This window comes from Bacillus sp. SD075, assembly GCF_017355165.1.
GTDB lineage: Bacteria > Bacillota > Bacilli > Bacillales > DSM-1321 > Peribacillus.
Genome location: NZ_JADILK010000059.1, coordinates 1 through 25347, shown reverse-complemented (window position 1 = coordinate 25347; position 25347 = coordinate 1). Strand labels below are relative to the sequence as shown.

The following is a 25347-nucleotide window of genomic DNA, read 5'->3' as shown; positions in this document are numbered from 1 at the left end:
GCAGCGACCCGTCATGGGTCGCTGTTTTTTTGGTCAATATCAGGCGATAGAAACGCAGGAAAATTAAATAACACCTAGCGTAAAGATATGTATTCCTGTTTCATGGAATAGCAATTTGCGATAAAACGGTTTGTTTGTGACATAACTTTGGTGCACCTGTACGCGGAATTAAAAATATTGAATCATCTATACCCTTGTCTTTTGAGAAGCAGGTGCATATTTCTTCATCGGATTTTTAGCAATGACATCCTTTAAATAAGGATGACCAGAAGGACCTGGTTTTCTCATAAGTTCCATTAGGTAATAAATATCGTCCAGAGCCCTGTGTGTCTGGAAATTGGTGATATTATGTGCCTGCAGTAATGTTAAGAGTTTACTATTCTCAAACCCGTATTGCTTCCAAGGTACATTCCGCATCGTACAGAACCACTTTTGATCATTGATTTCCGGATACATTTGGTAGAGAAAACTTCTATCGAAAGAAGCATTATGTGCAAAAATCGAATCGGTTCTGGCAAAGAAGGATTTAATTTTTTCATCGTGAAAATTTTTTCCTTCGACGGAGCTGTATGGAATTCCATGAATTCTGTATGCTTGATCATAATTCCTTCTTGCTCCATAAGAGAGAGGCTCCCTTAAAAATGATTCCTGATCAATAAGATTAATAATTTCGCCTGTTTCACTGCTATATGTAAAAAGTATAAGAGCAAGCTCGATAATTTCATCGGAAGAGGGACGTAAACCAGTTGTTTCCACGTCAAGCACTAAACCTAATCTATTAGACAATTTTTTTTCCTCCAGTTGGGCTACATTCTTCTATTATAGCTGACATAGGATAGCTATTGAAAGTGTAATGATTGTTTTAACGTATCATTTTTAACATGAAAAAAGGTTAGGCATTTCCTGAAAAATGGTTGGTAAGAGCAATGTTGGACTAACAAGGATAAAAAAAGATAGAGGTTGCTTTTTTCCAAGCAACCTCTATCTTTTTTTATCCATTGATGTTCATAGGCATGGCAAAATGCTTTCCAATTCATGCTCGGCAATTTGTATGAATTCCTCGTTTTTTTGAAGACTGAAAATGTTCTTGGATCGCTTATATATCGCAGTCCTTCTTCAGGTTGTTGAAGATGAACCAGATTCTTACCAGTTAAAAGATGGAGTTCCGCAAATAAATATAATGATTCTATCGAATTATAAATGTTGATCCATTAAAGGGTATAATTTAATGATTTCTGATAATAATGAAGTTCAGTCAATGTTTGTGCCAATCCGTGAATGATCTTCACGATAATGGTACCTTCTTGATTCAAATGGGGGGCGATGGCCTCTTCATAATTCCACGTTTTAAAATGGATGATTCCGACACTATTTAAAACTTCTATCTCCTGTTGATGAAGAATGACTCGTTTACCCATGGTAATCTGAATGGCCTCATTCAATAATTCTATAGCCTATTGTTTGTCATTGTACAAATAAAAAAAGAGATACTTTCATGCCATTTCAAGAATTGATAAAATGATATTGATTTTTCCAGTGCCGTTGCCATTTCTTTTTGGACGATTTTATAAATTGCTTCATAATTACGTGTGCGTTTGTATTTGTTAATCAAAAGTTTGATGGTCTCTATGTAATTATAAATCGTTTCATTTTTGCTAGTGAAGAAATACGGCAGGTCAACTTACGTCCATCTGCAAAAAGTGCCAATTCATCAATGGTTGGTGAAGTGATACTTCTTTCATAAACTGACAGGGCATTAGGTTCACATATATCATTATCCGGTTCTTCCCTTGTAAGATTTTGTTTTATTCGTAATTCGTTGATAACAGAGCCAACCTCTATTTTCATGACAGTTGCCCCTTTGTACTAACATAATTTTATTTTTATCAGTAAGTTAATTGAAAGATAGTTTGATCCACTTTACGTGTTTTCCTTTCGATCCAACAAAAATATGGAAGCGATCAAACTGCAAGACGTTTGTTCTATATAAAATAAAGTGAGAAATGTCCCTGCATATTTTTACTTAGAGTCTATAGTCAAGGGATAATAGCAAACTTTAGACTTGGAATATAAGATAAAAGGAGGCGGCAATATGCCGCCTCTACGTTTTTAGTTTCCAATGAATTGCTGGGTCCAATAATGGGTGTATTTTCCTCCTGCTGCATACCCGATTCCCATATGTGTATAGTTCTTGTTCAGGATATTGGCCTTATGTCCGGGGCTGTTCATCCATGATTTCATAACAGCATCCGCACTAGGCTGACCTGCTGCGATATTTTCCCCTGCGTACTTGTAACTGATCCGAAAGGATTTCATCATATCGAAAGGCGATCCATAACTGGGGCTTGTATGATTGAAATAATGACTATCCCGCATATCCTCAGATTTCAGAATTGCCACGTGGGAAATGGCTGTATCCATTTTAAGTGAAGCAAGGCCCGATTTTGACCGTTCTTCGTTCACTAAACTAAGGACCTGCTGTTCAACGGATTGACTTTTTTCGCGTTTAACTGTGTGGTTGGATGTAGGAAGATTTATGATTTGTCCGATTTGAATTTGATTTGCATCGTTTATGGCAGAGTTCGTTTTAAGCAATTCGTCAATGTTGACTTCATAATCAGTAGCAATTTTCGTTAAGGTATCCCCTTTTACTACCTCGTAAGTCTTGGCTCCGAGAGCAACTTTTGGAGATAGTAAGGTAAGCGACAGTGCTGATAATAGGATGACTTTCTTCATTTTGATTCCTCCTGGTAGATTATCTGGATTGGAAGTATAGTATGCTATAAAAATAGTTTTGTGTAAAATTCACTTATTCACATTCTTTATTGGTATGGGAAAAAGGTATCGAATGGGAAGATGAATGTTAAGGGTCCATATAACCCGGAAGTGTTAAGGATAAACCAAAATCATAGGGCTTTTTGATAGATTGGAAGAATTATTTCATGTAGAAAAAGAATCATTTTACGTTTGCAGGACATGTTTGTCTGGGTAAATAATAAGAACATCAAAACGATACAGTTATATGGAACTAAAAGATGGAATTTATAAATTATCCTGAGGGTGGAGCTTGTATGGATTTAAAGGCCGGGAAAGTGTTTTGGAAAGATACATTTGAAGCTAAAAAATATCCAGTGTTGGATGAGGATCTTTCATGTGATGTTTGTATAGTAGGAAGTGGTTCATCGGGGGCACATTGTGCCTATTTTTTGGCAGAGACGGGTCTGAATGTTGTCCTGGTCGATAAACGGGATATCAGTGAAGGGAGTACGGTTGCGAATACTGGACTTTTACAGTATTCAAATGATAAAACATTAACTTCCCTCATCCGTAGTTTTGGAGAAGAAGCTGGGACGCGGCATGTTCAGCTTTGTTTGGACGCCATTCGGACACTTGAGAAAGAGGTTGTTCCAAGTTTAAAGGAAAATCCGGATTTTAAAATTAGAAAAAGCTTGTACTATGCATCCAATACCAAGGATGTTTCTATGCTTAAAGAAGAATATAGTAATCTTAAATCCCGCAATTTTCCTGTTGAATATTATACTGAAAAAGAGATTAACCGAAAGTTTTCGTTTTTAAAAGAAGGAGCGCTGGTTACAGGTAATGATGCTGAAATCAATCCTTATAAACATGCACATTTATTGATTGAAAAGGCATTTTCGAAAGGCGTACGTGTCTATTCAAAAACGAAAATCAATGGGAAGATATTAAAAGAGAATCAAACCCAGTTATTTACCGAAACCGGACATACGATACACGCACAGACTGTCATCTTTGCAACGGGGTATGAAGCACAACAGGAAGTGAAGGATAAAAATGCAGTGATACTCAGTTCATATGCCATTGCAACGAATCAAATAGCCGATCATGCTAAATGGCATGATAATATGATGATCTGGGAAACGGCACGACCTTATTTATATGCAAGAAAAACGCCTGACAACCGAATTATCATTGGTGGTCTTGATGAATCGACCGGTTATCTGGAGAAGAGGGATTCAATGATTTTGAACAAAAGAGATAAATTATTAAAGCAGCTTATCAATTTTTTTCCAGAATTAGAGAATCGGATTACGGCAGATTATTATTGGGGAGCTTTTTTCGGTGAGACCCATGATGGTTTACCGACAATAGGAATGTATCCTAACCATCCTAATTGCTATTTTTTATTAGGGTATGGCGGGAATGGTACGGTTTATAGCGTTATCCTTTCCCAAATCATTAGGGATTTGATTACAAAGGGAGGACATAGGGACTCGGCATTGTATGTTAAGGAAAGGAATTTTTCAAAAAGTATTATCCATTAAGACAGGTATCTCTTCATTGTGAATAGAATAAAGTAGACAGTTGAATATACGGAGGGATTCTTCGATGTGGTTTAAGGAATTGGAAACAGAAAGGCTGCGTTTAATCGAAATAGGTCACCATCATGCGGAGAGTCTGTTTGAAATCCTCTCAAAAGATGAAGTGACCAAATATGATGGAATAGAAAGTTTAACCCGTGTTGAAGATGCCCGCCGCTTAATCGACGCGTTTAAAAGTGCTTATATAAATAAACGTGGGATGCGGTGGGGAGTTATTTTGAAAGATTCAGATAGATTCATCGGTACCGTTGGTCTGAATCAATTGAGCCTTGCCAACAAACGCGCCGAAATAGGATATGAAATCCATCCTGAATATTGGAGGAAATACTTTACATCTGAAGCTGTAAACGAAGTATTATGCTATTGCTTTGCAGAATTAAGACTAAACAGAATCGCTGCATTAACTTTTAAGAATAATATTGCATCCAGAAACTTATTGAAGAAATTTGGTTTTAAAGAAGAAGGAAGCCTCCGAAGTTATCTATTTCTTCGTGAACAATCGCATGATGCCCTGGTATTTTCCTTGTTAAGTTCAGAGTATTGCAAGTTAAGACAACAAAGTGTTCATAGATCATTTTAAAATGAATTTTAGTTTACTATATAGAAGATTGCAGCTGGCCGATAGGGCCAGTTTTTATTTGTAGGATATCTCTCCTATTGGGATCATTTAATATCACTAAGGGACAATATACATATTTTTCATGTTGGACATAAAAAGGGGAAAAATCATGGTGAAGATATTATTTCCGTTGCTTGTGGTCCTAGGTGGTAATACCCATTGCCATACAAGGACAAATCAATGGTTGGTTATGGAAAAAGTGAGGGGTATTGAAGCTTCTTTCATTTCGTTTGGGATCGGGAGACTCGCTTCATTATATTATTTATAGGAAATGGAAGTGTTTCCTCCGTCGGACTGTTAGGAGCTATTTATGTCATTGGGATAGTATTGGTCGTCCCTCAGGTTAGAGTGGCACCTGCATTGGTCGGGGTTATCGCCTGGCAGATACTAATTGGGGCAATCATTGACCACCTCGGTTTATTTGGATGCAAAAAAGGTGGCAGGCATTTGCTTACTTTCCGTGTCAATACCCATTAATTGGGATATAATTGAAAAGAACTCAATATTTTGTTGAGAGAAAATACTATTCTACTAAAATATATTATTGAAATAAGAATGGTTTTCTAAGAAAGTGGTCTTAGTAACCAGTCTGACTTGAATTATTAGAATGTTTAGAAAACGATAGACGGGTGAACTTATATGAATACTGATATGAATGATTTTGTAGAAACCCTTGGAAGTCGGAAGTCATTTTCCATCAAATAGGCTATCATTTCTTTTTACCTAGTATCTAGATCGAATTGATTAGCAAAAAAATACTATCTTGTGAAAAAGTACTCATCGGTTTATTGATTTTTTGTTTTATTCGTAATATACTTAAAATTCAACATCTTTAATTCGAGGTATAGTACCCTTAGCGAGGTTGAAAAGAGGGTGATTTTTTACTAGTAAACTGTATGAATGCTTTTTTAGGGAGAAATACAGATTTATGCAAACGGTTCGCTAGTTGTTTTTGGTGAATTCCTGCAATGAATGCATCTAACTTTCCTCGCTGACATTATATGTACTATACGGAAGATTAATAGGTGGTAGAAGGATAATCTCTTAAATGAGATTATCCTAAGAAAGATTAAAGACGAGGGGGAATATTTTTTGAAAAAGTCTAAATTTTCAGTGCTTGCTCTTCTTATGGCCATCATGCTTATGCTTGCAGCATGCAACGGCGGTTCGAAGGAAACTTCGAATGAAAAAGAAGGCGGCTCGGGTGACTCATCTGGATCAAAAGTATTAAACGTAAACAACTCAAGTGAACCTGGTTCACTTCACCCTGCCAACGCGCAAGGTACTCATGAATCATGGATCCTTGAACACACGTTTGAGGGACTGACAAAGAAAACAGAAGAAGGCAAAATCGTACCTGGTGCTGCAGAATCATGGGAAATCAGCGAAGATGGATTAACTTGGACATTCAAATTGAAAGATGGCTTGAAATGGTCAAATGGAGATCCGCTTACTGCCAATGACTTCGAATATGCTTGGAAATATGCTTTGAAACCGGAAACAGCTGCTGATTATGCTTACCAACTTTATTATCTTAAAGGCGGGGAAGCTTATAACAGTAAAAAAGGGAAGGAAGAGGACGTAGGTGTTAAAGCGACAGACGAACATACATTAGTCGTTACTTTGGAACAGCCTACACCATATTTCCTTGACTTGACTTCATTCTATACTTTCTATCCAATCAATAAAAAGGTACAGGAAGAAAATCCAAAATGGGCTTTGGATGCAAAAACTCATGTTTCAAATGGTCCGTTCAAATTAACGGAGTGGAAACATAAGGAAAGCCTGAAAATCGAAAAGAATGAAAATTACTACGATAAAGATAATATCAAATTGGACGCGGTTAACTTTGCTCTAATTGAAGATGAAAATACAGCTTGGCAAATGTATCAGAGTGGTGAACTGGATATCGCTTATCCACTGCCAGTAGACGTGCAAGGTCAATTAGTTAATTCTGGAGACAAAGAATTTAAAAACGGTGCAGAACTTGCTGTTTACTATTACAACTTTAATACGGAAGTAAAACCTTTCAACAATGCAAAAGTCAGGAAAGCGCTTTCGATGGCTGTCGAACGCAAAAAAATTACCGAAAATGTTGCTCAAGGCGGTCAAAAGCCTGCCTATGGAGTAATCCCGCCGGGAATTCCTGATGCAACTGGAGATTTCCAGGAAAATACAGGTAACCTATTTGAGGAAAACGTTGCTGAAGCCAAGACGTTGTTAAAAGAAGGTCTTGCTGAAGAAGGCATGAAAGAATTACCTGAGTTTTCAATTTTGTATAATACTTTAGATACTCATAAGAAAATTGCAGAAGCCGTTCAAGGAATGTGGCGTGATAACTTAGGTGTTGAAGTGACACTTGAAAATGCAGAGTTCCAAGTTAAGCTTGACCGTGAAAAAGCTGGCGACTTTGAAATTTCCCGTGCAGGATGGGTTGGTGACTATGTTGACCCAATGACCTTCATGCTTTGGGAAACGGACGGTGCCTATAATGATGCAAATTGGTCGAACAAAGAATATGATGGTTTATTAAAAGAGGCAAAATCCACAATGGATCCAAAAAAACGCATGGCTGCTTTACATAAAGCAGAGGAAGTTCTGATTGAAGAAATGCCGATCCTTCCGGTTTACTTCTATACAAAACCATATATGGTTAAATCGAATGTTACTGGAGTTTTTGCTCCGATTAATGCTTATCCGAACTTTATTTACGCGGATAAAAAGTAAGAGAAGGATGAAAGTAAAATGGGAGGTATGTCCGATTAAGGACATCCCCCATTTTTCAATTGCGAATTTGAATATTTCATGAATTCATTTCCGTTTTCAACTCCTTAGAAAATCGATGATTGGGGTGATTACCATGTTGAGATATACATTAAACCGTTTTAAATGGGCGATTATTACTTTATGGGCTGTTATTACATTAACGTTCATCATAATGCATACGATTCCGGGAAATCCATTTGCGAAAGAAGGAGCAATGCCTCCTGCTGTTTATGAAAACCTTCAAGTTCACTATGGATTGGACAAGCCATTGTTGACCCAATATGGGAATTATTTATTGGAAGTCGTTCAATTTGATTTTGGTCCTTCATTGAAATCCTCATCCATTTCTGTGAATGATTACATTATGAAGGGATTCCCTGTGTCCTTGCACTTAGGGGCACAAGCATTGGTGATTGCCATCTTCTTTGGGCTAATTCTGGGAGTGGTGGCTTCACTGAAAAGAAATAAATGGCCTGATTATTTATCAATGGTCATTGCCATCGTAGGGATTTCCATTCCTAACTTTATCTTGGCGACTATTTTAATCAATTATTTTGCGATAAAATGGAATATATTCCCTGTTGCTACATGGGCGACATGGCAGCATACCATTTTACCATCCATTGCCCTTTCAATGATGCCGCTAGCTTTCATCGCGAGATTAATGCGGACAAGTATGCTTGAAGTAATGGGACAGGATTACATTTTGACAGCGAAGGCCAAAGGATTGAAACGGAGCGGTGTCATCATTAAACATGCGATTCGGAATGCATTATTGCCGATTATCACGATTCTGGGCATTCTTACAGCTAATATCGTGACAGGCAGCTTCATCATTGAACGTATTTTCGGTATTCCAGGCATGGGAGATATGTTCGTGAAGGGAATATCCAACAGAGACTATCCGGTCATTCTTGGTTCCACAATTGTGTATAGTGCGGTGCTTATCCTTCTGATATTCATTGTTGATATAGCCTATACGTTGATTGATCCTAGAATTAAAGTGACGGGGGAGAAAAAATAATGGCAGATAAAATGCATTTAACCGAAGATATGTTCCAACCCGCTGAAGACAACTTTAAGGAAGCTGAAAAAATAGCCAGACCTACAGTTTCATATTGGTCTGACGTCTGGCGTCGTTTTAAAGAAAATAAGCTGGCGATGACGGGATTTGTTCTTATAATCCTTTTGGTCTTGCTGGCGATTTTTGGTCCATATATTAACGGATATACTTATTATGGACAAGATTTCGAGAAAAAGAATCTTAGGCCCAATGCCGAGCATTGGTTTGGAACGGATTCATCAGGAAGGGATCTATTTACGCGAGCTTGGTATGGTGCGAGGATATCCTTGTTCATTGGATTGATGGCAGCGCTGATCGACTTTTTAATTGGTGTCCTTTATGGAGGGATTTCAGCCATTCGCGGTGGACGCACAGATAATATCATGATGCGGTTTGCTGAGGTAATCTATGCGATCCCATACCTATTGATGGTTATCTTAATGATGGTCGTATTAAAACCTGGTATTCTGCCGATCATCATTGCGATGTCGATTACAGGATGGATTCCGATGGCGCGACTGGTACGGGGACAGGTTTTACAACTAAAAGAGAATGAATATATCCATGCTGCAACCATCTCTGGTGCCAATACGAGCTGGACATTAAGAAAGCACATGATTCCAAATACAATGGGACCGATCCTTGTCAATTTAACGTTGACTGTACCTACTGCTATTTTTGCCGAAGCTACACTTAGCTTTTTGGGACTGGGAGTGCCGGCTCCTCAAGCGAGCTGGGGAACATTGACAAGTGATGCGCTGGGAAGCATTCTGGTAGGGAATTTCTATCAACTTTTAATCCCTGCAATATTGATTTCCTTAACCATGTTCGCGTTCAATGTGGCTGGTGACGGATTACAGGATGCCCTAGATCCAAAACTACGGAAATAAATGAGTCCTAACATAAAGATTTGATATTACTAGAATAGGAGGGACGATGATGGAGAACCTATTAGAAGTCAACGATTTACACATCACCTTCCATACTTATGCAGGAAAAGTGCAAGCGGTTCGCGGCGTCAACTTTGATGTGGAAAAAGGGGAAGCCGTTGCCATAGTTGGGGAGTCCGGATGCGGAAAAAGTGTTACGGCGAAATCTATCATGAGATTACTGGAAACACCCCCAGCAGAGTATGGAAAAGGGTCGATTAACTTTGGCGGTAAGGACCTTCTTAAAATGAGTGAGAAGGAAATGCAGAAGATTCGCGGGAATGAAATCAGCATGATTTTCCAGGATCCGATGACTTCACTCAATCCTACGACTAAAATCGGCAGCCAGATCATGGAAGGCATTGTAAAGCATAATAAAAACATGTCTCGAAATGATGCATACGAACGGGCGTTGGAGACGCTCAAACTGGTAGGTATTCCTCAGCCGGAAAAAAGGATGCAGCAATATCCGCATGAGTTTTCAGGTGGTATGCGCCAAAGGGCGATGATAGCGATGGCCCTTGCTTGTGAACCGAAATTGCTGATTGCCGATGAACCTACAACAGCATTGGATGTAACGATACAAGCGCAAATTTTGGAACTGATGAAAGATATCCAGCGAAGGATGGATACTTCCATCATTTTAATCACTCATGATTTAGGTGTGGTTGCGGAAACTTGTGAACGGGTAGTTGTCATGTATGCAGGCAAGGTTGTTGAGACTGGTACGGTAGAAGCTATATTTTCAAACCCGCAGCATCCATATACAAGAGGTCTGCTTAAAACGGTGCCAAGGCTGGATATGGAAAAAACGGCTCCGTTGGTTCCGATTATCGGATCACCACCGGATTTATTGGATCCGCCAAAAGGATGCCCATTTTACCCAAGATGTGAATCAGCAATGAAAGTGTGCAAAGACCATGATCCGGAGCTTGAAGTAGTGGAAGAAGGTCAGACAGCCGCATGCTGGCTGCACCATCCAATGGCAAAAGCAGCACAGGTACAAGCATCGACTAATGTATAAAGGAGGAGAACCAATGGTTTCACTGAAAAATAAGGCCGTAAAAGAAAAGACAGACAACAAGAATTCTCCTCTTGTTGAAATAAGGAATCTAAAGAAGTATTTTCCAATTGGTTCTCAATCACTGAAAGCGGTAGATGGTTTGGATCTCAAAATCTATCCAGGGGAAACTGTCGGTCTTGTTGGGGAAAGCGGTTGCGGTAAGTCGACTGCAGGTCGTACAATCACTCGGCTTTATGAACCAACAGATGGAGAAGTTCTTTTTCAGGGGAAAAATATTTTCGATTACAAATCCGGGGAAATGTCACATATCCGCCGTGAAATACAAATGATTTTCCAAGATCCCTACGCATCCTTGAACCCAAGGATGAAGGTGGAGGAATTGATTGGGGAACCACTCGCCATTCATGGGATATCAAAAGGTAAAGAGCGAAGAAAACGGGTGGAAGACCTGTTAAAGCTGGTTGGTTTAAGTCCGGAACATATCACTCGTTTTCCGCATGAATTCAGTGGTGGTCAACGCCAGCGTATTGGAATCGCAAGGGCTTTGGCTTTAAATCCTAAATTCATCGTTTGTGATGAACCAATTTCTGCCTTGGATGTTTCGATACAGGCTCAAGTGGTCAACTTATTGAAAGAGCTTCAAAAAGAAATGGGATTGACTTATTTATTCATCGCGCATGATTTATCGATGGTCAAGTATATTTCAGATCGCATTTTAGTCATGTACCTTGGAAGGATGATGGAACTTTCGGATAGTGATTCTTTAACGAAAGATCCGCTTCACCCTTACACGCAGGCCTTGCTTTCTGCAGTGCCGATTCCAGACCCCACTATTAAACGGGAAAGAATCGTACTTAAAGGCGATGTACCAAGTCCAATCAATCCGCCGAGCGGATGTGTATTCCGGACTCGCTGCCCTAAAGCGATGGAGATATGCTCCAGTGCTGTACCTGAATGGAAAGAACAAAAACCGGGGCATTTCGTTGCTTGTCATTTATATTGGTAAACAAAAAACCAGTCGCATTTGCGACTGGTCTTTTTATACACATTTATGTAAAATATGTTACTAATAGATGCGATTTTCCTGTAGATAAAAAATTATTTATCAGTATACAAAAATAAATAACTAGGAATCTGAAAATAAAACATATAATATGTAATTATATGTAAAAATTAAATTCTGTTGAATGTTTCAATTTGTTAAAGAAGGAGGGACTGTTATTGTATTCCACGATAACTAGTGAAATCGTCGATCGAGTCATGATTGTTACTCTTAATCGTCCTGAGAAAATGAATGCTTTCAATGAAAAGATGTATGAGGAGATGATTCACGCTTTTGATGAAGCGGATGAAAATGATGACGTACGAGCCGTCATTTTAACTGGCGCTGGGGATGCTTTTTGTGCTGGAATGGATTTGGAAAAAGGTGCCGAAACCTTTATGGATCACACTCCTTTGGTTGAATATCGCGATGCAGGCGGGATGTTGTCATTACGGATTTTTGAGATGAAGAAACCAATGATAGCGGCTATTAATGGAGCGGCAGTAGGCATTGGGATAACAATGACTTTGCCCATGGATATTAGAATTGCTTCAACAGATGCAAAAATGGGTTTTGTATTTGCGAGGCGTGGGATAACGATGCAGGCATGCAGCGGATGGTTCTTACCCAGGCTTGTCGGAATGGGGAAAGCTTCCGAATGGATTTTTACCGGTAGGATGATTTCGGCCAGTGAAGCATATGAGGGAAGGTTGGTAAATAAGATCGTCGAGCCAAACGATTTGATGTCTGCTGCCATGGAAATTGCAACAGACATTGCGGAAAATACATCTTCCGTCTCTGTGACGCTATCCCGACAGTTAATGTGGACCATGCTCGGCGCAAGCCATCCTGTAGAATCACACAAAATAGAATCGAAAATGATTCATTGGACCGGAAAACAAACGGATGCAATAGAAGGGATCGAAGCTTTCCTCGAAAAAAGGAAAGCCGATTTCAAAATGAAAAGCAGCACTGATATGCCCCCGTTTTATCCATGGGGAACGGATCGAACATATGAAGTGGATAAAAAATAAATGGTTAGATCAGGGAATCCAGGGCTTTGGAAGTGCGTGATAATTTTTACTTTTCGGATAAATTAGGGTTTCTTTTCTTAGTGTGTTATACTGGGTTTACCATTTACTAAACTTGTTTCATGTTCCCTATTCCCTGTGAATAGGGTTTTTTTATGATTGCTTTTCAAACAAAAAAACAGACCCTACAAGTAGGGTCCGTTATATATTGTATTTAAAATTACGCTTTTTGAACGTTAGTAGCTTGGGGTCCACGTTGACCTTGCTCAACTTCAAAAGTAACTTCTTGACCTTCGTCTAATGATTTGAATCCTTCGCTTTGGATAGCTGAGAAATGTACGAATACATCGTCTCCATTTTCGCGTTCGATGAAGCCAAATCCTTTTTCTGCGTTAAACCATTTTACTTTACCTTGTTCCATTGTTGTTGCCTCCTAGTGTGAATCCACACATTGTGTTACTACCCTTGCTCAATCATTAGACGAAAAGTTTTTCACTTATCAATCTTCCCGAACAAAAATAATTCTTTTTAAATATAACAGATAATGTCGGAATCTGCAAGCTAACTAGGGAAGATTATTTATGTGCACAGAGAATGAAGAATTCTTAATACCCTTTTTTGTAATCAAGTAAATTTGTTGAAGGTGTTTTTCCATTTAGATAATTCTTTAAATTCGGCATGAAAATATCCCGAATAAGCCTTTGGTCGTAAAATTCCGTATTTCCGGATGTATGCGGGGTGATGATTACATTGTTCAACTCCCATAAGGGGCTATACTCAGGAAGTGGCTCCGTTTCAAACACATCAAGTCCAGCCCCCGCAATTTCTTGGTCTTTAAGAGCTTGAACCAATTCGTTCTGAATGACGATATTTCCCCTTCCTATATTAATGAAAAAAGCGGAGGGTTTCATTAACTTGAATTCCTTTTTCCCGAACATATTCTGTGTTTCTGGGGTCAATGGTAATGTCACGACAATATAATCGCACCTAGGAAGAAAATCATTCAATTGTTTTTGTGAAAACATCTCATCGACAAATTCTTCAGATTTACCTGAATGGCGAATTCCTAATACGGTCATGCCAAAGGCCTTGGCAATTTTAGCTGTTTCCTTTCCGATTTTTCCGACACCGATGATCCCGATGGTCTTTTCATGAATTTCCTGCTTCATATGTGCGTGATGCCAAGTCTTTGCCTGCTGTTGCTTAATATATGTATCTACTTTTCTTGTTAAAGCAAGCATTAACGCAAAAATCGTTTCTGAAATGGGATACGCATGGACGCCATTTGCAGTTGTGATCTGTACATCCTTTTGTTCTAAAATTTTCAGGGGTAAAGCATTCACTCCTGCACTCCATGTCTGGATCCATTTTACATCGCTTGGGCCAATCGATTCAGACATTTCCGCTTTCCACCCTGCAATCACTTCAGCATCTGCTATATGATCCCTCCATAGTTCCGGTGATCTTCCGGTGATAACAGTCCACTCTGGAACCAACTCTTTGACCTTCTTTAATAAGAACTCATTCAAATTTTGGCTTATTATTAGTTTTCTTTTTGGCATAATTATCCTCCTGCATCATTTTTCTGAATTATACGTAAGTTTCGAAAATATTTCAATTGGGAAAGCAAGAGCTTAACAATCTTGCTATAATACTAATAATCAACGAAATGGGGTGTTTAGATGAACGTGAAAGACATATATGGGCAGCTGCCTACTATGGAATCAAAACGTTTGGTTATGAGGAAAGTCACCATGAATGATGCCGAGGACATGTTCGCTTATTCATCTAATGGTGAAGTTTCCCGATACGTCACATGGGAAGCACACCATTCTCTAAGTGATACAAGGGATTTTATCCAATTTATCCTACAAAATTATGAAGATAAGAAAATCGCTCCATGGGGCATAGAACACAAGGAAAGTGGTAAGCTGATTGGTACTATTGATTTTGTTTCATGGCAGTTTGATCATCGTAGTGCAGAAATCGGGTATGTACTTGCACCCGAATATTGGGGGAGTGGCTTGATGACGGAGGCAGTCCAAAGGATAATCGCCTTTGGATTCCAAAATATGAACCTAGTTCGAATACAGGCACGCTGCTTCGTTGAAAATTTGGGTTCAGAGCGCGTCATGCAAAAGGCCGGTATGTCTTTTGAGGGAATCATAAGAAAAGGAATGTTTGTTAAGGGAAAACATCAAGACTTAAAGCTATATTCCATTATTAAATGATGGCTGTTTATCTCTGCTGATTAAAGTGAAAGCAATAAGGAAATATACATTGGTTTTGGAAGTTTGAATTTCCGTTCCTGATTATTAAGAATATGGGAAAAACAAAAAACAAACAATATGTTCAAATATTGAATCAAATCCTATACATAACGTCTAATGAAAAAAGTCTGTTTGAAAAATATAATGAAATTATGAAATCGTGTTGAAAATGGAGGTTTTTTTAAATGGCAGTTATCAATGATGTAGAAACGTTGAAAAATTATATTGGTGGTAAATGGGTGGATTCCACAACTTCTAAACATGAACAAGTGCCTAATCCGGCCACAGGAGAAGCTTTGGCAATCGTACCCCTTTCAACAAAGGAAGATGTAAACCAAGCGGTGCAGGTTGCAAAAAAGGCGTATAAAGAATGGAAAAAGGTGGCCGTTCCAAAAAGAGCTCGCTTCTTATTCCGTTACCAGCAATTATTGATAGAACACTGGGATGAGCTTGCAAAGCTGGTCACGATTGAAAATGGAAAAAGCTATACAGAAGCATATGGTGAGGTTCAGCGTGGGATTGAATGCGTGGAGTTTGCAGCAGGTGCGCCTACCTTGATGATGGGCAGTCAGCTTCCTGATATTTCCCCAGGTATTGAATCTGGAATGTATCGTTATCCAATGGGTGTCGTTGCCGGGATTACGCCGTTTAATTTCCCGATGATGGTGCCATGTTGGATGTTCCCGCTGGCAATAGCTTGTGGAAATACGTTTATCTTAAAACCTTCAGAACGGACACCGCTCTTGGCCAACCGTCTTGTGGAATTATTGACAGAAGCCGGAGTTCCGGATGGTGTTGTCAATATTGTCCATGGTGCCCACGATGTCGTGAATGGGATTTTAGAACATGAAGACATTAAAGCGGTATCATTTGTTGGATCCCAGCCCGTCGCAGAGTATGTATACAAAACGGCGGCTGCCAATAAAAAACGTGTTCAGGCTTTATCAGGGGCGAAAAATCATTCAATCGTCATGCCTGATGCCGATTTAGATAATGCGGTAACGAACATAACGAATGCCGCTTTCGGATCTGCAGGCGAGCGCTGCATGGCTGCGTCAGTTGTTGTGGCGGTGGGGAAAGTGGGAGATTCGCTTGTTGAGAGATTAAAGGCTGCTGCAGATAACATCAAAATTGGAAATGGAATGGATAAGGATGTTTTCCTGGGACCTGTGATTCGTGATACTCATAAAAAGAGAACAGAACAATATATTGAAATTGGGGAAAAGGAAGGAGCTGTCCTCCTTCGTGATGGCAGGAATGAAGGCAATCAGGAAAATGGCTATTACGTTGGACCGACATTATTTGATCATGTAAAAACAAACATGAAAATATGGAAGGATGAAATTTTTGCTCCTGTCCTTTCCATAGTACGGGTTAATACCCTGGAAGAAGCAATCGAATTGACCAATCAATCCGAATTTGCCAATGGTGCCTGCCTCTATACGGATAGCGCAAAAGCCATCCGCGAATTTCGCGAAGAAATTGATGCAGGGATGCTTGGTATCAACCTTGGGGTACCCGCGCCAATGGCATTCTTTCCATTTTCTGGCTATAAAAGTTCATTTTATGGAGATCTTCATGCAAATGGAAAAGATGGCGTTGAATTTTACACTAGAAAGAAAATGTTAACGGCAAGATACTGATAGGAAAGTGGGGGTCGACGCAAGTTGTGGTCGGCCTTCCTTTATACATCATTTTAGGAGGAGTGTAACTTATGCAGGTTGAAAAACAGGGTCAGGATCTTAAAGCTTTGGATGGTAAATATGTGTGGCATCATATGAAAGGGGCTGACCCCATCCCTGGGGCAATGGTGATTAAAAATGGGCAAGGAGCATGGATTACGGATGTTGATGGGAATCGCTTCCTGGATGGGATGTCAGGTTTATGGTGTGTCAACGTTGGTTATGGCCGCACGGAACTAGCTGAAGCAGCTTACGAGCAGCTGAAGGAACTTCCTTATGCCCCTTTAACGAATAGTCACATTCCAGCTATTAAGCTAGCAGAGAAATTAAATGAATGGCTTGGTGGGGATTATGTGATTTTCTTCTCAAATAGCGGTTCAGAAGCAAATGAGACTGCTTTTAAAATTGCGCGGCAGTATCACCAGCAAAAAGGGGAACATGGACGTTATAAATTCATTTCCCGTTATCGCGGCTATCATGGAAATTCATTGGGAGCCTTGTCAGCTACCGGGCAGGCGCAGCGAAAATATAAATATGAACCACTTGCCTCAGGGTTTCTTCATGTAGCACCGCCAGATTCTTACCGTAATCCAGAGGATGAAAGCGGTGAAAAAAGTGCAGCGGAAATTGAACGTACCATTACATGGGAGTTGAGGGAAACGGTGGCTGCGGTCATCATGGAACCAATCATCACTGGGGGCGGAATTTTGATGCCGCCAGATGGTTATATGAAACGTGTAAAAGAAATTTGTGAGAAAAATGGAGTCCTGCTCATTTCGGATGAGGTCATTTGCGGGTTTGGCCGTACTGGTAAGAAATTTGGATTTATGAACTATGATGTAAAACCAGACATCGTAACTATGGCTAAAGGGATCACGAGTGCTTATCTGCCATTATCCGCTACCGCCGTCAAACGTGAAATTTATGAAGCATATATTGGTTCAGACGATTATGACCGCTTTCGGCATGTAAATACATTTGGCGGCAATCCAGCTGCCTGTGCCCTTGCTTTGAAGAATATTGAAATATATGAAAATGAAAAACTAATAGAACGGTCTAAGGAATTAGGGCAACGCTTATTGCAAGAGTTTGAAGAAATCAAGTCTCATCCCAATGTTGGGGATGTCCGTGGGAAAGGTTTGTTGGTAGGCATTGAACTAGTGGAAGATAAACTGACAAAACAGCCGATCGAACTTTCTAAAATCAATAAAGTGATTGCATCGTGCAAAGAAAAGGGGCTGATCATAGGTAAAAATGGTGATACAGTAGCAGGTTTCAATAACGTCCTGACTCTTGCTCCCCCACTTAGTATAACTGAAGAGGATTTTTCGTTCATCACAACGACGGTAAAGCGAACGCTAGCTGAACTATGAAAATAAGATGATAGTAAAAAACTGAAAATTCAGCATGCATTAAAGTTTCTGTATGTACGTCTTGATACACGACATGATTTATTTAAGAAAGATTGCATCCATTTTTTGCTTTTTAAATGAGACTGTTGTGTTTAGTTTTAGCACCGTTCAGAACTTTGAACGGTGCTTTTCCATAGGGTAAAGGAAGAATAGGAGGAAAAGAAATCTATTATGAATGAAAGGCGTTATTTTGGAATCGTTTTCCTTGCTTAGTTATAGCGGATGTTCGAAAATGGAATGATAAGGTGTGGTAGAAAATCAATATTATCCGGCAGAAGAGGTGAGGGACATGAATAATGAAGATATAACAAAAAAACTAACATTACATATCCCTGAAATTTTAGGGAGTGGGGATTTTTCAAAGTATGCTGTATTGGTACCGCTTATAGAGAAAGAAGATGGAATTCATATTCTTTTCGAAGAGCGTTCACACAAACTGAGGAGGCAGCCAGGGGATATATGTTTTCCGGGCGGGAAAATAGACAAGCTGGACCACGATGAACAGGCGGCTGCCCTAAGGGAAACATATGAAGAACTTAATTTGAGAAAAGAAGATATCGATAATGTCTTTCCAATCGATTATTTGGTATCTCCATTTGGCATGATTGTCTATCCATATGCAGGATTTGTTCGTAACCATCAACGGATAATACCTAATCCAGCTGAGGTAGAAACCATTTTTACGGTCCCGCTATCTTTCTTCATGGAAAAACCGCCAGAAATTTATCATGTGAAATACAAAGTGGAACCGCATGAAAACTTTCCCCATGATCTAGTCGTTGGCGGGGAGAATTATAAATGGCAGCCAAAACAGATGGAAGAATATTTTTATTTATATAATGGTCGGGTAATCTGGGGAATGACAGCGAAAATACTTACTCATTTTATTGAGATTCTCCGTTAGGCCCTTCCAAAGCACCTTTTTTTTTGGGGCGATTTCTATTAAAATTTAATTATGGTAAAAGTTAGGATTTAATAGAAGCGGGGGGATGAGTGGATGAAGTATAGTTTTGAAGTACTTGAAAAAGAACGGGAAATGGCAATGGCTGCACTAGTCAACTTCAATGAAAACCGTGAATACTATAATGAAGCCAAAGATCAAGAACTTAAGCTAGCCTACTACAAAGATGGTTCCTTGGACCGAGAAGGATTAAAAGACCTACTTGTAGCAACCCATAAAAACCAGCTGAACTACTCACCACATCGCCATGTTTACCCTTGGGTAGACATACAGGAAAATGGCCAGCTGAAAAGTCTGTATTCCGGTAAAGGGATGGATCCTGTTCAAGTCATAGAGGAGGATATCCGTATACTAGAAATGTTGTCAAAAGGCATTGAATCAACAAATTCGGAGAACATTCTCGTTAATTGTGAACATGTCGTACCTCAATCATGGTTTGATAAAAAAGAACCGATGAGGGGGGATTTGCATCATCTGTTCGCCTGTGAACCAACTTGTAACAGTAGCCGGAGTAACTATCCGTACCATGATTTTGAGGATTATATCCCTGAAAAATCAGCTACCGGTATAAAAGCGGGTTGCGGGAAATCACAGGAAGGTAAATTCGAACCTGAATACGGAAAAGGTATCGTGGCGAGGGCTACTTTGTACTTTTTACTCAGATATGAGGGGATTATCGATAGCGGCAAAATTGACCCGGCACTGCTTTTGGAATGGCACCGGCTTTTTCCGGTCAGCACTTATGAAAAACATAGAAACCAGGCTATATATGAAATGCAGGGTAATCGTAACCCATTTATAGATTTTCCCGAAATGGCGGAGAAATGGAATTAAAAAAGTAAAAAAGGATTGAAGCTGTAATGCAAGCTTCAATCCTTTTTTATTGATTATAAGAATTTAACGCAGACAGGGAAGGGAACTTGAACATCTTTTTGCAATAATGTTAATTTTCCGTCATGTCCATTCCGTGCATATAATGTCAGGTTTCCGGATTCTTCATTAGAAGCGATCAGGAATTTTCCGGTAGGGTCCAATGAAAAATCACGTGGCCAATGTCCTTCTGTAGAAACCAATTGCACGAATGCCAGTTTGCCTGTTTCTTGATTGATTTGGTAAACGGCAATACTGTCATGTCCGCGGTTTGCGGCATATATGAATAGCCCGTCATCAGAAATATGAATTGCGCTTCCTTGGTTATTTTCCTTGAAATCTTCTGGGACACTCCGAACCGTTTGTAATTCAGAAAAACTTCCGGTTTGACTATCGAAGCTCAAAACGATGACTTCAGGTACAAGTTCTGCCATAACATACGCAAATTTTCCGTTTGGGTGGAAGGTCAAATGACGTGGTCCGCTGCCGGGAGAAACAGATAAACTGTTTACTTCTTCCAAAACGCCGTTATGTATTTTATAGGTCATTACTTTATCCATACCGAGGTCAACAACAGCAATGAACTTTTCATCCGGTGTGAAACCAGCGAAGTGAGTGTGTGCTTTTTCCTGACGTTCTTCATTCGGACCTTGACCCTCATGTTGTACAGTGGATGATACAGGCAAAGGGGTCGCATCGTCATGAAGAGGATATGATTCAATTAGGCCATCTCCATAACTGGAAGTGACCAAGACCTGTTTATTGCTGTCGACACTTATATGGCAGGAAGAGCCATTTGGTGACAGTTGTTTGCCCAAGAAGGTAAGTTCACCCGATTCTTCATTAATCGAATAGGCTGAAACTCCACCGCTACCCGCTTCTTTTAAAATGGCGTAGAGATTCTTTTTGTCCTGGCTGACGGTGACGTAAGTCGGATCGGTTAATTCTGCGGCAAGAACCGGTGTACTGAGTTTTCCTTTTGCTGTATCTAAAGTAAAGCGGTAAATACCTTTGCTGTTCCCTTTTGTGTATGTTCCGATATATCCAATTATGGCGTGTTGATCATGTTTTACCATATTTATCTCCTCCAAGAAAGATTTGTGTTGATTTTTATTTTAACATAGATGATACCCATTATATCCTTTTCCCGGTTTAAGTTGTGTTGGAACCTTTTTTATATAAAAAATTTGGGTGAGAAGAAAAAAAACCCTGCTAGGGGTCAATGTTTATCGACTGGATTTGCGGCTTCAATAGGAATATACCTAAACTTAGTAATGGAAAATATACCCCGATCAGTCAGTTTAATTTCAGGGATGACAGGTAAAGCCAAGAATGCAAGTGTAAGGAAAGGGTTGAGTTTGCACCAAGTTTCAATAGGGCTCCATCGATTTTTTTCAATGAATGGACCACATCCATATAATTGCATTCACTCATCAATCCAGCTATTGGAAGGGGAAGGGGAAGCGAGTATTTCCCCATTGGATTACGGTCAATCCACCATGCATTTTTTTGATTTCCTTAGCTGCTATTAGCATATCCTGGTCATTCGTCCCGGCAATGATCAAATTATGTGAATCATGGGCTACTGTCGTGGCAATTGCACCTGATTTCAACCCGAGCCCTTTGACGATTCCAAGACCTAATTGTTTCGTCATATGATGCCGTTCAATAACAGCAAGTTTTATATGATCAACATGTTCGGAGAAATAGTCCATCATGGTTAAGTCTGACAGGTTCAATCGAATGCTTTGTAATCAAGCTGTTTGGAGTTATCTCAATTATATTAGCGAACTCATTTGTTAAAGGTATCGCCAAATCATTCTCAGTTATTCCATGAAATTGAACTGAGTGCTTCAATCCGTCGTCAATAACCTGTTCCAATACATCTGGAAATTTGAGTAAATGATTATTTTGCACCATGAGCCTTCCCCCTTTAAAGACCGAGTGGATGATGATAGAATCAAGATCATCCAAAAGAAGAAAGTCTGCCTTGTATCCAGGTGCAATTGCACCATGTTCCTTTAGACCAAAACATTCAGCTGCATTAATGGTAGCCATTTGAATGGCGGTAATTGGCGGGAGACCTGTTTCTATGGAAAGTCGAACGTTGTGATCGATGCTCCCCTCGGATACAATATCATCTAGGTGCCGGTCATCGGTGACGAATAAACAACGGCGGGAGTTCTTCTCATTAATAACTGGAATCAGGTTTATTAAATCTTTGGCAACTGTGCCTTCCCTGATCATAAGGTACATTCCTTTACGCAGTCTTTCTTTCGCCTCTTCCGCTGTAGTGCATTCATGATCCGTTTTAATGCCAGCACTCATATAAACATCTAGCTGTTGTTCGGATAATCCTGTTGCATGGCCATCAATGCTTTTTCCTAGTCTATTTGCATCGTATAATTTTTGCAGCATATCCTCATCCGTATTTGAAACGGCTGGGAAATTCATGACTTCGGCTAAACCGAGCACTCTCGGGTTTTGATAAAAAGATATTAAATCTTCACTTTTTAAAACAGCACCCGAATGTTCAAACTCCGTAGCGGGTACACAAGATGGCATCATGAAGTAAAAGTCAAAAGGGAGTTGACCAGATTGTTCAATCATATATTCCATGACCTTTTTGCCAGAAACATTGGCAATTTCATGAGGATCTGCAACGATGCTGGTCACACCATGTAATAGGAGGATTTTTGCAAGTTCAGAAGGCCTGACCATTGAAGATTCAATAAGGATATGGCCATCAATGAACGTAGGGCATACGAATTTTCCAGCTGCATCGATTTCCGAAATACCCTCATAATGCCCAATTCCAGCAAAAAAACCATCGACGATAGCAATGTCGCCTGTAAAGGTATCCCCGGGAAAACATCGATGATTTGCCCGTTTTTAATGACGCAATCGGCAGGTGTTCTGCCCGCCGCAACGTCTATTCTCCTTTTAAGCAAGTTTTTTTCATATTCGTAACCCCTTTGGCAAAATATAACCGGTTAATATTTCACTTTTTCAGTATTGGTTTCCCATGTTCGGAATGGTAAATCGTGGTTATTAAAAGAAATTTGTTTCATTTTAATCGTGCGATTTTCCATTGGCAGGGCAAGTTCCTGGTATATAAAGTGATCATCAAAGCCAATAAGTGCAGCATCTTCTTTAGTGCATGCGTAATAAATGGCTTTTGGACGTGCCCAATAAATAGCACCGATGCACATCGGGCAAGGTTCACAGCTAGTGTATATATCACAATCTGTAAGCTGGAAGCTGTCGAGGTTCCTGCATGCATCACGAATCGCCTGAACTTCGGCGTGAGCTGTTGGGTCGTTGGCTATTGTCACATTATTGCATCCTCTTCCTACGACTTTGCCATTTTTTACGATTATAGCACCAAAAGGTCCTCCGTTCTTTGCTAAAACATTTTCATATGCAAGCTGAACAGCCATCTCCATGAATTTTACATCCACTAAAAAACACCCCTTCATATATTAATAACCAAAAAAATGTTAATGTTACATTTATTAACGTTAATATAATAAATAATATACCATATGGACGCTGGAATAGAATAATATTTTCTGAAAATAAAGAAAATTCATTTTGTGTTAGATTATATGACGACAATTAAAAGTGGTTTAAAAGAATTTTTACAAATAATTATAAAACTGATATTGTTAGAAGAAAATCATTAGAATTATGAAGGTGATATGCATGGGGTTTTTGGGAGTTCTATTACCGATTTTCGGTATATTTGTTTTAGGTTTCATCGGTCAGAAAAAGTTTAAACTTGATACAAAATCGATTTCCACGATGGCATTATATTTAATGTCACCTTTTCTTGTATTCCGAACTTTTTATTCCGCAGAATTTACGATTAATTATTTTTACTTGTTCTTATTCACTATAGTGCTTTGTCTTTCTCTCATACTGGTAGTCTACATCATATCTTTTTTCCGCAATTATACAGTCACTGAAACAAGCGGCATGATATTGGCATCGGCCTTCATGAATAACGGGAATTATGGAACACCCGTCATCTTCCTATTATTCGGGGCAGCAGGACTCGACTATGCAATCATCCTTATGGTGGGACAGCAGTTAGTGATGTGCACGATAGGCATATATTTTGCAGCAAAGGGCAGCCCGGAAGGTAACGGTGTTCAAACTGCGATTAAAGCAGTATGTCGGATGCCTATTGTTTACGGAGCTATTGCGGGTACAGTATTTCAGTTCGTGAACATACCTTTAAGCAATTCGGTTATGGAAGCTATTAACCTTGTTGCAAATGCAGCGATCCCAACAATCATGATTACACTGGGAATGCAGCTGGCCAACATTTCCCTAAAAAAAATTGCCTATCGAAAGCTATCAGTTTCGCTTCTTCTTAAACTTGCCGTTTCACCAGCCATTGCCTTCCTGTTAGCACTTGCCTTACCAGTGAGTGAAATGGTCAGGCATATCATGATCATCGTAGCAGCCATGCCAACGGCGGCCAACACTACGATGTATGCGCTCCAATTCAATACGGAGCCAGAATTCGTATCAAGTGCTACGTTCATTAGTACATCATTAAGCCTGATTACGCTTCCAATCATCTTTTTCTTTGTATTATAGGAGATTATCATTCTAATTATGTGGGCAAACTTATTATATACACGAAGCGGGCTATCTAATTAAAATAAGGGACCGGACAGAGTGCATGTATTGCTCTTGATGACCAAGTCTTGGGCTAGTTTCCCATCGCGATTAGTAAACGAACTCAGGGACTTGGATTTAGGTGTTAATTGGAAAATGGTTCTGCAATTTCCTTTACTATTAATAAAGGGGGAGCTTGTTAAACTGGTGTTTACTTTTTTAAATGCCTGTATTTGATTGGAGGGGTTTTGTGTTACAGACTAAAGTTAAACTGACCAATACTGGAAAGATTGATGCCATATTAAAGGAGATCGTTCTGAACACCTATGAAGAAGCATTAGAAGAAAATCTCTTGCTATGCATGGAGTGCGGAGATGTCGATTTTTTTATCGCTTATTCAAATAATGAGGAACTTCAAGATGCGATTAATGAAAACTTTGAAATTGATGAATTTGGCGAAATCATGAAAATAGATGAACATCAGGAACTTATGGATGATTTATACGATTATTTCTTGGTCATACATAAGGAAAGTGAAATGTTTGATTTTTTTCCAGCAGGTCCATATACACTCGGTGGGGAAATACGCGAATCGGAAACGGATATGCTGGCACCAAGAGGTTTATATTCAGCACCATTTGAAGATGCACTAAAGGAATGATGAAAAAGACAGCAATAGCTGTCTTTT

General features: G+C 39.4%; 25 protein-coding genes and 1 pseudogene. 17 read left to right on the top strand and 9 right to left on the bottom strand.

Features of this window, described 5'->3' with window-relative positions; genetic code table 11:
- Positions 1-186: 186 nt before the first annotated feature.
- The 4 genes from IOC57_RS23210 to IOC57_RS23195 all read right to left on the bottom strand — a co-directional run bounded on the left by IOC57_RS23210 (position 187) and on the right by IOC57_RS23195 (position 2736).
- Positions 187-786, bottom strand: coding sequence for an exonuclease domain-containing protein (locus tag IOC57_RS23210; protein WP_207440908.1), 600 nt, complete (start codon positions 784-786; stop codon positions 187-189).
- A gap of 425 nt (positions 787-1211) precedes the next feature.
- Positions 1212-1442 (bottom strand): hypothetical protein, encoded by a 231-nt coding sequence (locus tag IOC57_RS23205; RefSeq protein ID WP_207440907.1) that lies wholly within the window; start codon positions 1440-1442, stop codon positions 1212-1214.
- 184 nt (positions 1443-1626) lie between these two features.
- A complete protein-coding gene (locus tag IOC57_RS23200; RefSeq protein WP_207440906.1) occupies positions 1627-1848 on the bottom strand; it encodes a hypothetical protein in 222 nt (73 codons plus the stop codon).
- Positions 1849-2109: 261 nt separating this feature from the next.
- Positions 2110-2736 (bottom strand): CAP domain-containing protein, encoded by a 627-nt coding sequence (locus IOC57_RS23195; RefSeq protein ID WP_207440905.1) that lies wholly within the window; start codon positions 2734-2736, stop codon positions 2110-2112.
- Positions 2737-3071: 335 nt separating this feature from the next.
- Between IOC57_RS23195 and IOC57_RS23190 the strand changes: the two genes are divergently transcribed.
- The 10 genes from IOC57_RS23190 to IOC57_RS23150 all read left to right on the top strand — a co-directional run bounded on the left by IOC57_RS23190 (position 3072) and on the right by IOC57_RS23150 (position 12838).
- Positions 3072-4304, top strand: a complete 1233-nt coding sequence (locus IOC57_RS23190; protein ID WP_207440904.1) for an NAD(P)/FAD-dependent oxidoreductase — start codon at positions 3072-3074, stop codon at positions 4302-4304.
- 64 nt (positions 4305-4368) lie between these two features.
- Complete coding sequence (locus IOC57_RS23185) at positions 4369-4941, top strand: GNAT family N-acetyltransferase (protein WP_207440903.1); 573 nt, start codon at positions 4369-4371, stop codon at positions 4939-4941.
- A gap of 148 nt (positions 4942-5089) precedes the next feature.
- The gene (locus IOC57_RS26120; RefSeq protein WP_286185138.1) at positions 5090-5248 is read left to right on the top strand and encodes a hypothetical protein; all 159 of its coding nucleotides are present in this window, start codon (positions 5090-5092) and stop codon (positions 5246-5248) included.
- Positions 5233-5457, top strand: coding sequence for a DMT family transporter (locus IOC57_RS26635; protein ID WP_396020878.1), 225 nt, complete (start codon positions 5233-5235; stop codon positions 5455-5457). Before IOC57_RS26120 ends, IOC57_RS26635 begins: the two co-directional genes overlap by 16 nt.
- Before the next feature lie 615 nt (positions 5458-6072).
- Positions 6073-7707 (top strand): peptide ABC transporter substrate-binding protein, encoded by a 1635-nt coding sequence (locus IOC57_RS23175; RefSeq protein WP_286185136.1) that lies wholly within the window; start codon positions 6073-6075, stop codon positions 7705-7707.
- Between the two features lie 133 nt (positions 7708-7840).
- Entirely contained in the window at positions 7841-8770 is a 930-nt protein-coding gene (locus IOC57_RS23170; RefSeq protein ID WP_207440902.1) for an ABC transporter permease, read from the top strand.
- A complete protein-coding gene (locus tag IOC57_RS23165) occupies positions 8770-9699 on the top strand; it encodes an ABC transporter permease (protein ID WP_207440901.1) in 930 nt (309 codons plus the stop codon). The genes IOC57_RS23170 and IOC57_RS23165 overlap by 1 nt, the downstream gene beginning before the upstream one ends.
- 49 nt (positions 9700-9748) lie before the next feature.
- Entirely contained in the window at positions 9749-10762 is a 1014-nt protein-coding gene (locus IOC57_RS23160; RefSeq protein WP_207440900.1) for an ABC transporter ATP-binding protein, read from the top strand.
- A gap of 13 nt (positions 10763-10775) precedes the next feature.
- Positions 10776-11768, top strand: a complete 993-nt coding sequence (locus IOC57_RS23155) for an ABC transporter ATP-binding protein (RefSeq protein WP_207440899.1) — start codon at positions 10776-10778, stop codon at positions 11766-11768.
- A gap of 215 nt (positions 11769-11983) precedes the next feature.
- On the top strand, positions 11984-12838 hold the full coding sequence (locus tag IOC57_RS23150; protein ID WP_207440898.1) for a crotonase/enoyl-CoA hydratase family protein: 855 nt from the start codon (positions 11984-11986) through the stop codon (positions 12836-12838).
- Between the two features lie 217 nt (positions 12839-13055).
- On the opposite strand, the gene IOC57_RS23145 is transcribed toward IOC57_RS23150, so the two are convergent.
- Positions 13056-13256 (bottom strand): cold-shock protein, encoded by a 201-nt coding sequence (locus tag IOC57_RS23145; RefSeq protein WP_029714163.1) that lies wholly within the window; start codon positions 13254-13256, stop codon positions 13056-13058.
- Between the two features lie 184 nt (positions 13257-13440).
- On the bottom strand, positions 13441-14397 hold the full coding sequence (locus tag IOC57_RS23140; RefSeq protein ID WP_207440897.1) for a D-2-hydroxyacid dehydrogenase: 957 nt from the start codon (positions 14395-14397) through the stop codon (positions 13441-13443).
- Between the two features lie 120 nt (positions 14398-14517).
- Here IOC57_RS23140 and IOC57_RS23135 point away from each other — a divergent pair, with 120 nt between their 5' ends.
- The 5 genes from IOC57_RS23135 to IOC57_RS23115 all read left to right on the top strand — a co-directional run bounded on the left by IOC57_RS23135 (position 14518) and on the right by IOC57_RS23115 (position 19994).
- Positions 14518-15066, top strand: coding sequence for a GNAT family N-acetyltransferase (locus IOC57_RS23135; RefSeq protein WP_207440896.1), 549 nt, complete (start codon positions 14518-14520; stop codon positions 15064-15066).
- Positions 15067-15290: 224 nt separating this feature from the next.
- Positions 15291-16748, top strand: coding sequence for a CoA-acylating methylmalonate-semialdehyde dehydrogenase (locus IOC57_RS23130; protein WP_286185135.1), 1458 nt, complete (start codon positions 15291-15293; stop codon positions 16746-16748).
- Positions 16749-16819: 71 nt separating this feature from the next.
- Complete coding sequence (locus IOC57_RS23125) at positions 16820-18160, top strand: aspartate aminotransferase family protein (RefSeq protein WP_207440895.1); 1341 nt, start codon at positions 16820-16822, stop codon at positions 18158-18160.
- Between the two features lie 328 nt (positions 18161-18488).
- Positions 18489-19103: an NUDIX hydrolase gene (locus IOC57_RS23120; protein WP_207440894.1), complete on the top strand. Its 615-nt coding sequence runs from the start codon at positions 18489-18491 to the stop codon at positions 19101-19103.
- 93 nt (positions 19104-19196) lie between these two features.
- Positions 19197-19994 (top strand): endonuclease I family protein, encoded by a 798-nt coding sequence (locus tag IOC57_RS23115; RefSeq protein ID WP_207440893.1) that lies wholly within the window; start codon positions 19197-19199, stop codon positions 19992-19994.
- 53 nt (positions 19995-20047) lie between these two features.
- Here IOC57_RS23115 and IOC57_RS23110 read toward each other — a convergent pair whose 3' ends face one another.
- The 3 genes and pseudogenes from IOC57_RS23110 to IOC57_RS23100 form a co-directional block, all read right to left on the bottom strand.
- Positions 20048-21106, bottom strand: coding sequence for a lactonase family protein (locus tag IOC57_RS23110; RefSeq protein WP_207440892.1), 1059 nt, complete (start codon positions 21104-21106; stop codon positions 20048-20050).
- Between the two features lie 143 nt (positions 21107-21249).
- Positions 21250-23017, bottom strand: a pseudogene (gene ade / locus IOC57_RS23105) (adenine deaminase).
- A gap of 6 nt (positions 23018-23023) precedes the next feature.
- Positions 23024-23509 carry a nucleoside deaminase gene (locus tag IOC57_RS23100; protein ID WP_207440891.1) on the bottom strand — a complete coding sequence of 162 codons (486 nt, stop codon included), beginning with the start codon at positions 23507-23509 and terminating at the stop codon, positions 23024-23026.
- Between the two features lie 226 nt (positions 23510-23735).
- On the opposite strand from IOC57_RS23100, the gene IOC57_RS23095 reads away from it, so the two are divergent.
- Positions 23736-24638 (top strand): AEC family transporter, encoded by a 903-nt coding sequence (locus tag IOC57_RS23095; protein ID WP_207440890.1) that lies wholly within the window; start codon positions 23736-23738, stop codon positions 24636-24638.
- Positions 24639-24909: 271 nt separating this feature from the next.
- Complete coding sequence (locus tag IOC57_RS23090) at positions 24910-25320, top strand: hypothetical protein (RefSeq protein ID WP_207440889.1); 411 nt, start codon at positions 24910-24912, stop codon at positions 25318-25320.
- Positions 25321-25347: the final 27 nt, after the last annotated feature.

Excerpts from the sequence above, each read along its gene's own strand:
- IOC57_RS23200 (WP_207440906.1), bottom strand. The coding sequence starts at position 1,848 with ATGAAAATAGAGGTTGGCTCTGTTATCAACGAATTACGAATAAAACAA.
- IOC57_RS23195 (WP_207440905.1), bottom strand. The coding sequence starts at position 2,736 with ATGAAGAAAGTCATCCTATTATCAGCACTGTCGCTTACCTTACTATCT.
- IOC57_RS23190 (WP_207440904.1), top strand. The coding sequence starts at position 3,072 with ATGGATTTAAAGGCCGGGAAAGTGTTTTGGAAAGATACATTTGAAGCT.
- IOC57_RS23185 (WP_207440903.1), top strand. The coding sequence starts at position 4,369 with ATGTGGTTTAAGGAATTGGAAACAGAAAGGCTGCGTTTAATCGAAATA.
- IOC57_RS26120 (WP_286185138.1), top strand. The coding sequence starts at position 5,090 with ATGGTGAAGATATTATTTCCGTTGCTTGTGGTCCTAGGTGGTAATACC.
- IOC57_RS23170 (WP_207440902.1), top strand. The coding sequence starts at position 7,841 with ATGTTGAGATATACATTAAACCGTTTTAAATGGGCGATTATTACTTTA.
- IOC57_RS23165 (WP_207440901.1), top strand. The coding sequence starts at position 8,770 with ATGGCAGATAAAATGCATTTAACCGAAGATATGTTCCAACCCGCTGAA.
- IOC57_RS23160 (WP_207440900.1), top strand. The coding sequence starts at position 9,749 with ATGGAGAACCTATTAGAAGTCAACGATTTACACATCACCTTCCATACT.
- IOC57_RS23155 (WP_207440899.1), top strand. The coding sequence starts at position 10,776 with ATGGTTTCACTGAAAAATAAGGCCGTAAAAGAAAAGACAGACAACAAG.
- IOC57_RS23145 (WP_029714163.1), bottom strand. The coding sequence starts at position 13,256 with ATGGAACAAGGTAAAGTAAAATGGTTTAACGCAGAAAAAGGATTTGGC.
- IOC57_RS23140 (WP_207440897.1), bottom strand. The coding sequence starts at position 14,397 with ATGCCAAAAAGAAAACTAATAATAAGCCAAAATTTGAATGAGTTCTTA.
- IOC57_RS23135 (WP_207440896.1), top strand. The coding sequence starts at position 14,518 with ATGAACGTGAAAGACATATATGGGCAGCTGCCTACTATGGAATCAAAA.
- IOC57_RS23130 (WP_286185135.1), top strand. The coding sequence starts at position 15,291 with ATGGCAGTTATCAATGATGTAGAAACGTTGAAAAATTATATTGGTGGT.
- IOC57_RS23125 (WP_207440895.1), top strand. The coding sequence starts at position 16,820 with ATGCAGGTTGAAAAACAGGGTCAGGATCTTAAAGCTTTGGATGGTAAA.
- IOC57_RS23120 (WP_207440894.1), top strand. The coding sequence starts at position 18,489 with ATGAATAATGAAGATATAACAAAAAAACTAACATTACATATCCCTGAA.
- IOC57_RS23115 (WP_207440893.1), top strand. The coding sequence starts at position 19,197 with ATGAAGTATAGTTTTGAAGTACTTGAAAAAGAACGGGAAATGGCAATG.
- IOC57_RS23110 (WP_207440892.1), bottom strand. The coding sequence starts at position 21,106 with ATGGTAAAACATGATCAACACGCCATAATTGGATATATCGGAACATAC.
- IOC57_RS23100 (WP_207440891.1), bottom strand. The coding sequence starts at position 23,509 with ATGAAGGGGTGTTTTTTAGTGGATGTAAAATTCATGGAGATGGCTGTT.
- IOC57_RS23095 (WP_207440890.1), top strand. The coding sequence starts at position 23,736 with ATGGGGTTTTTGGGAGTTCTATTACCGATTTTCGGTATATTTGTTTTA.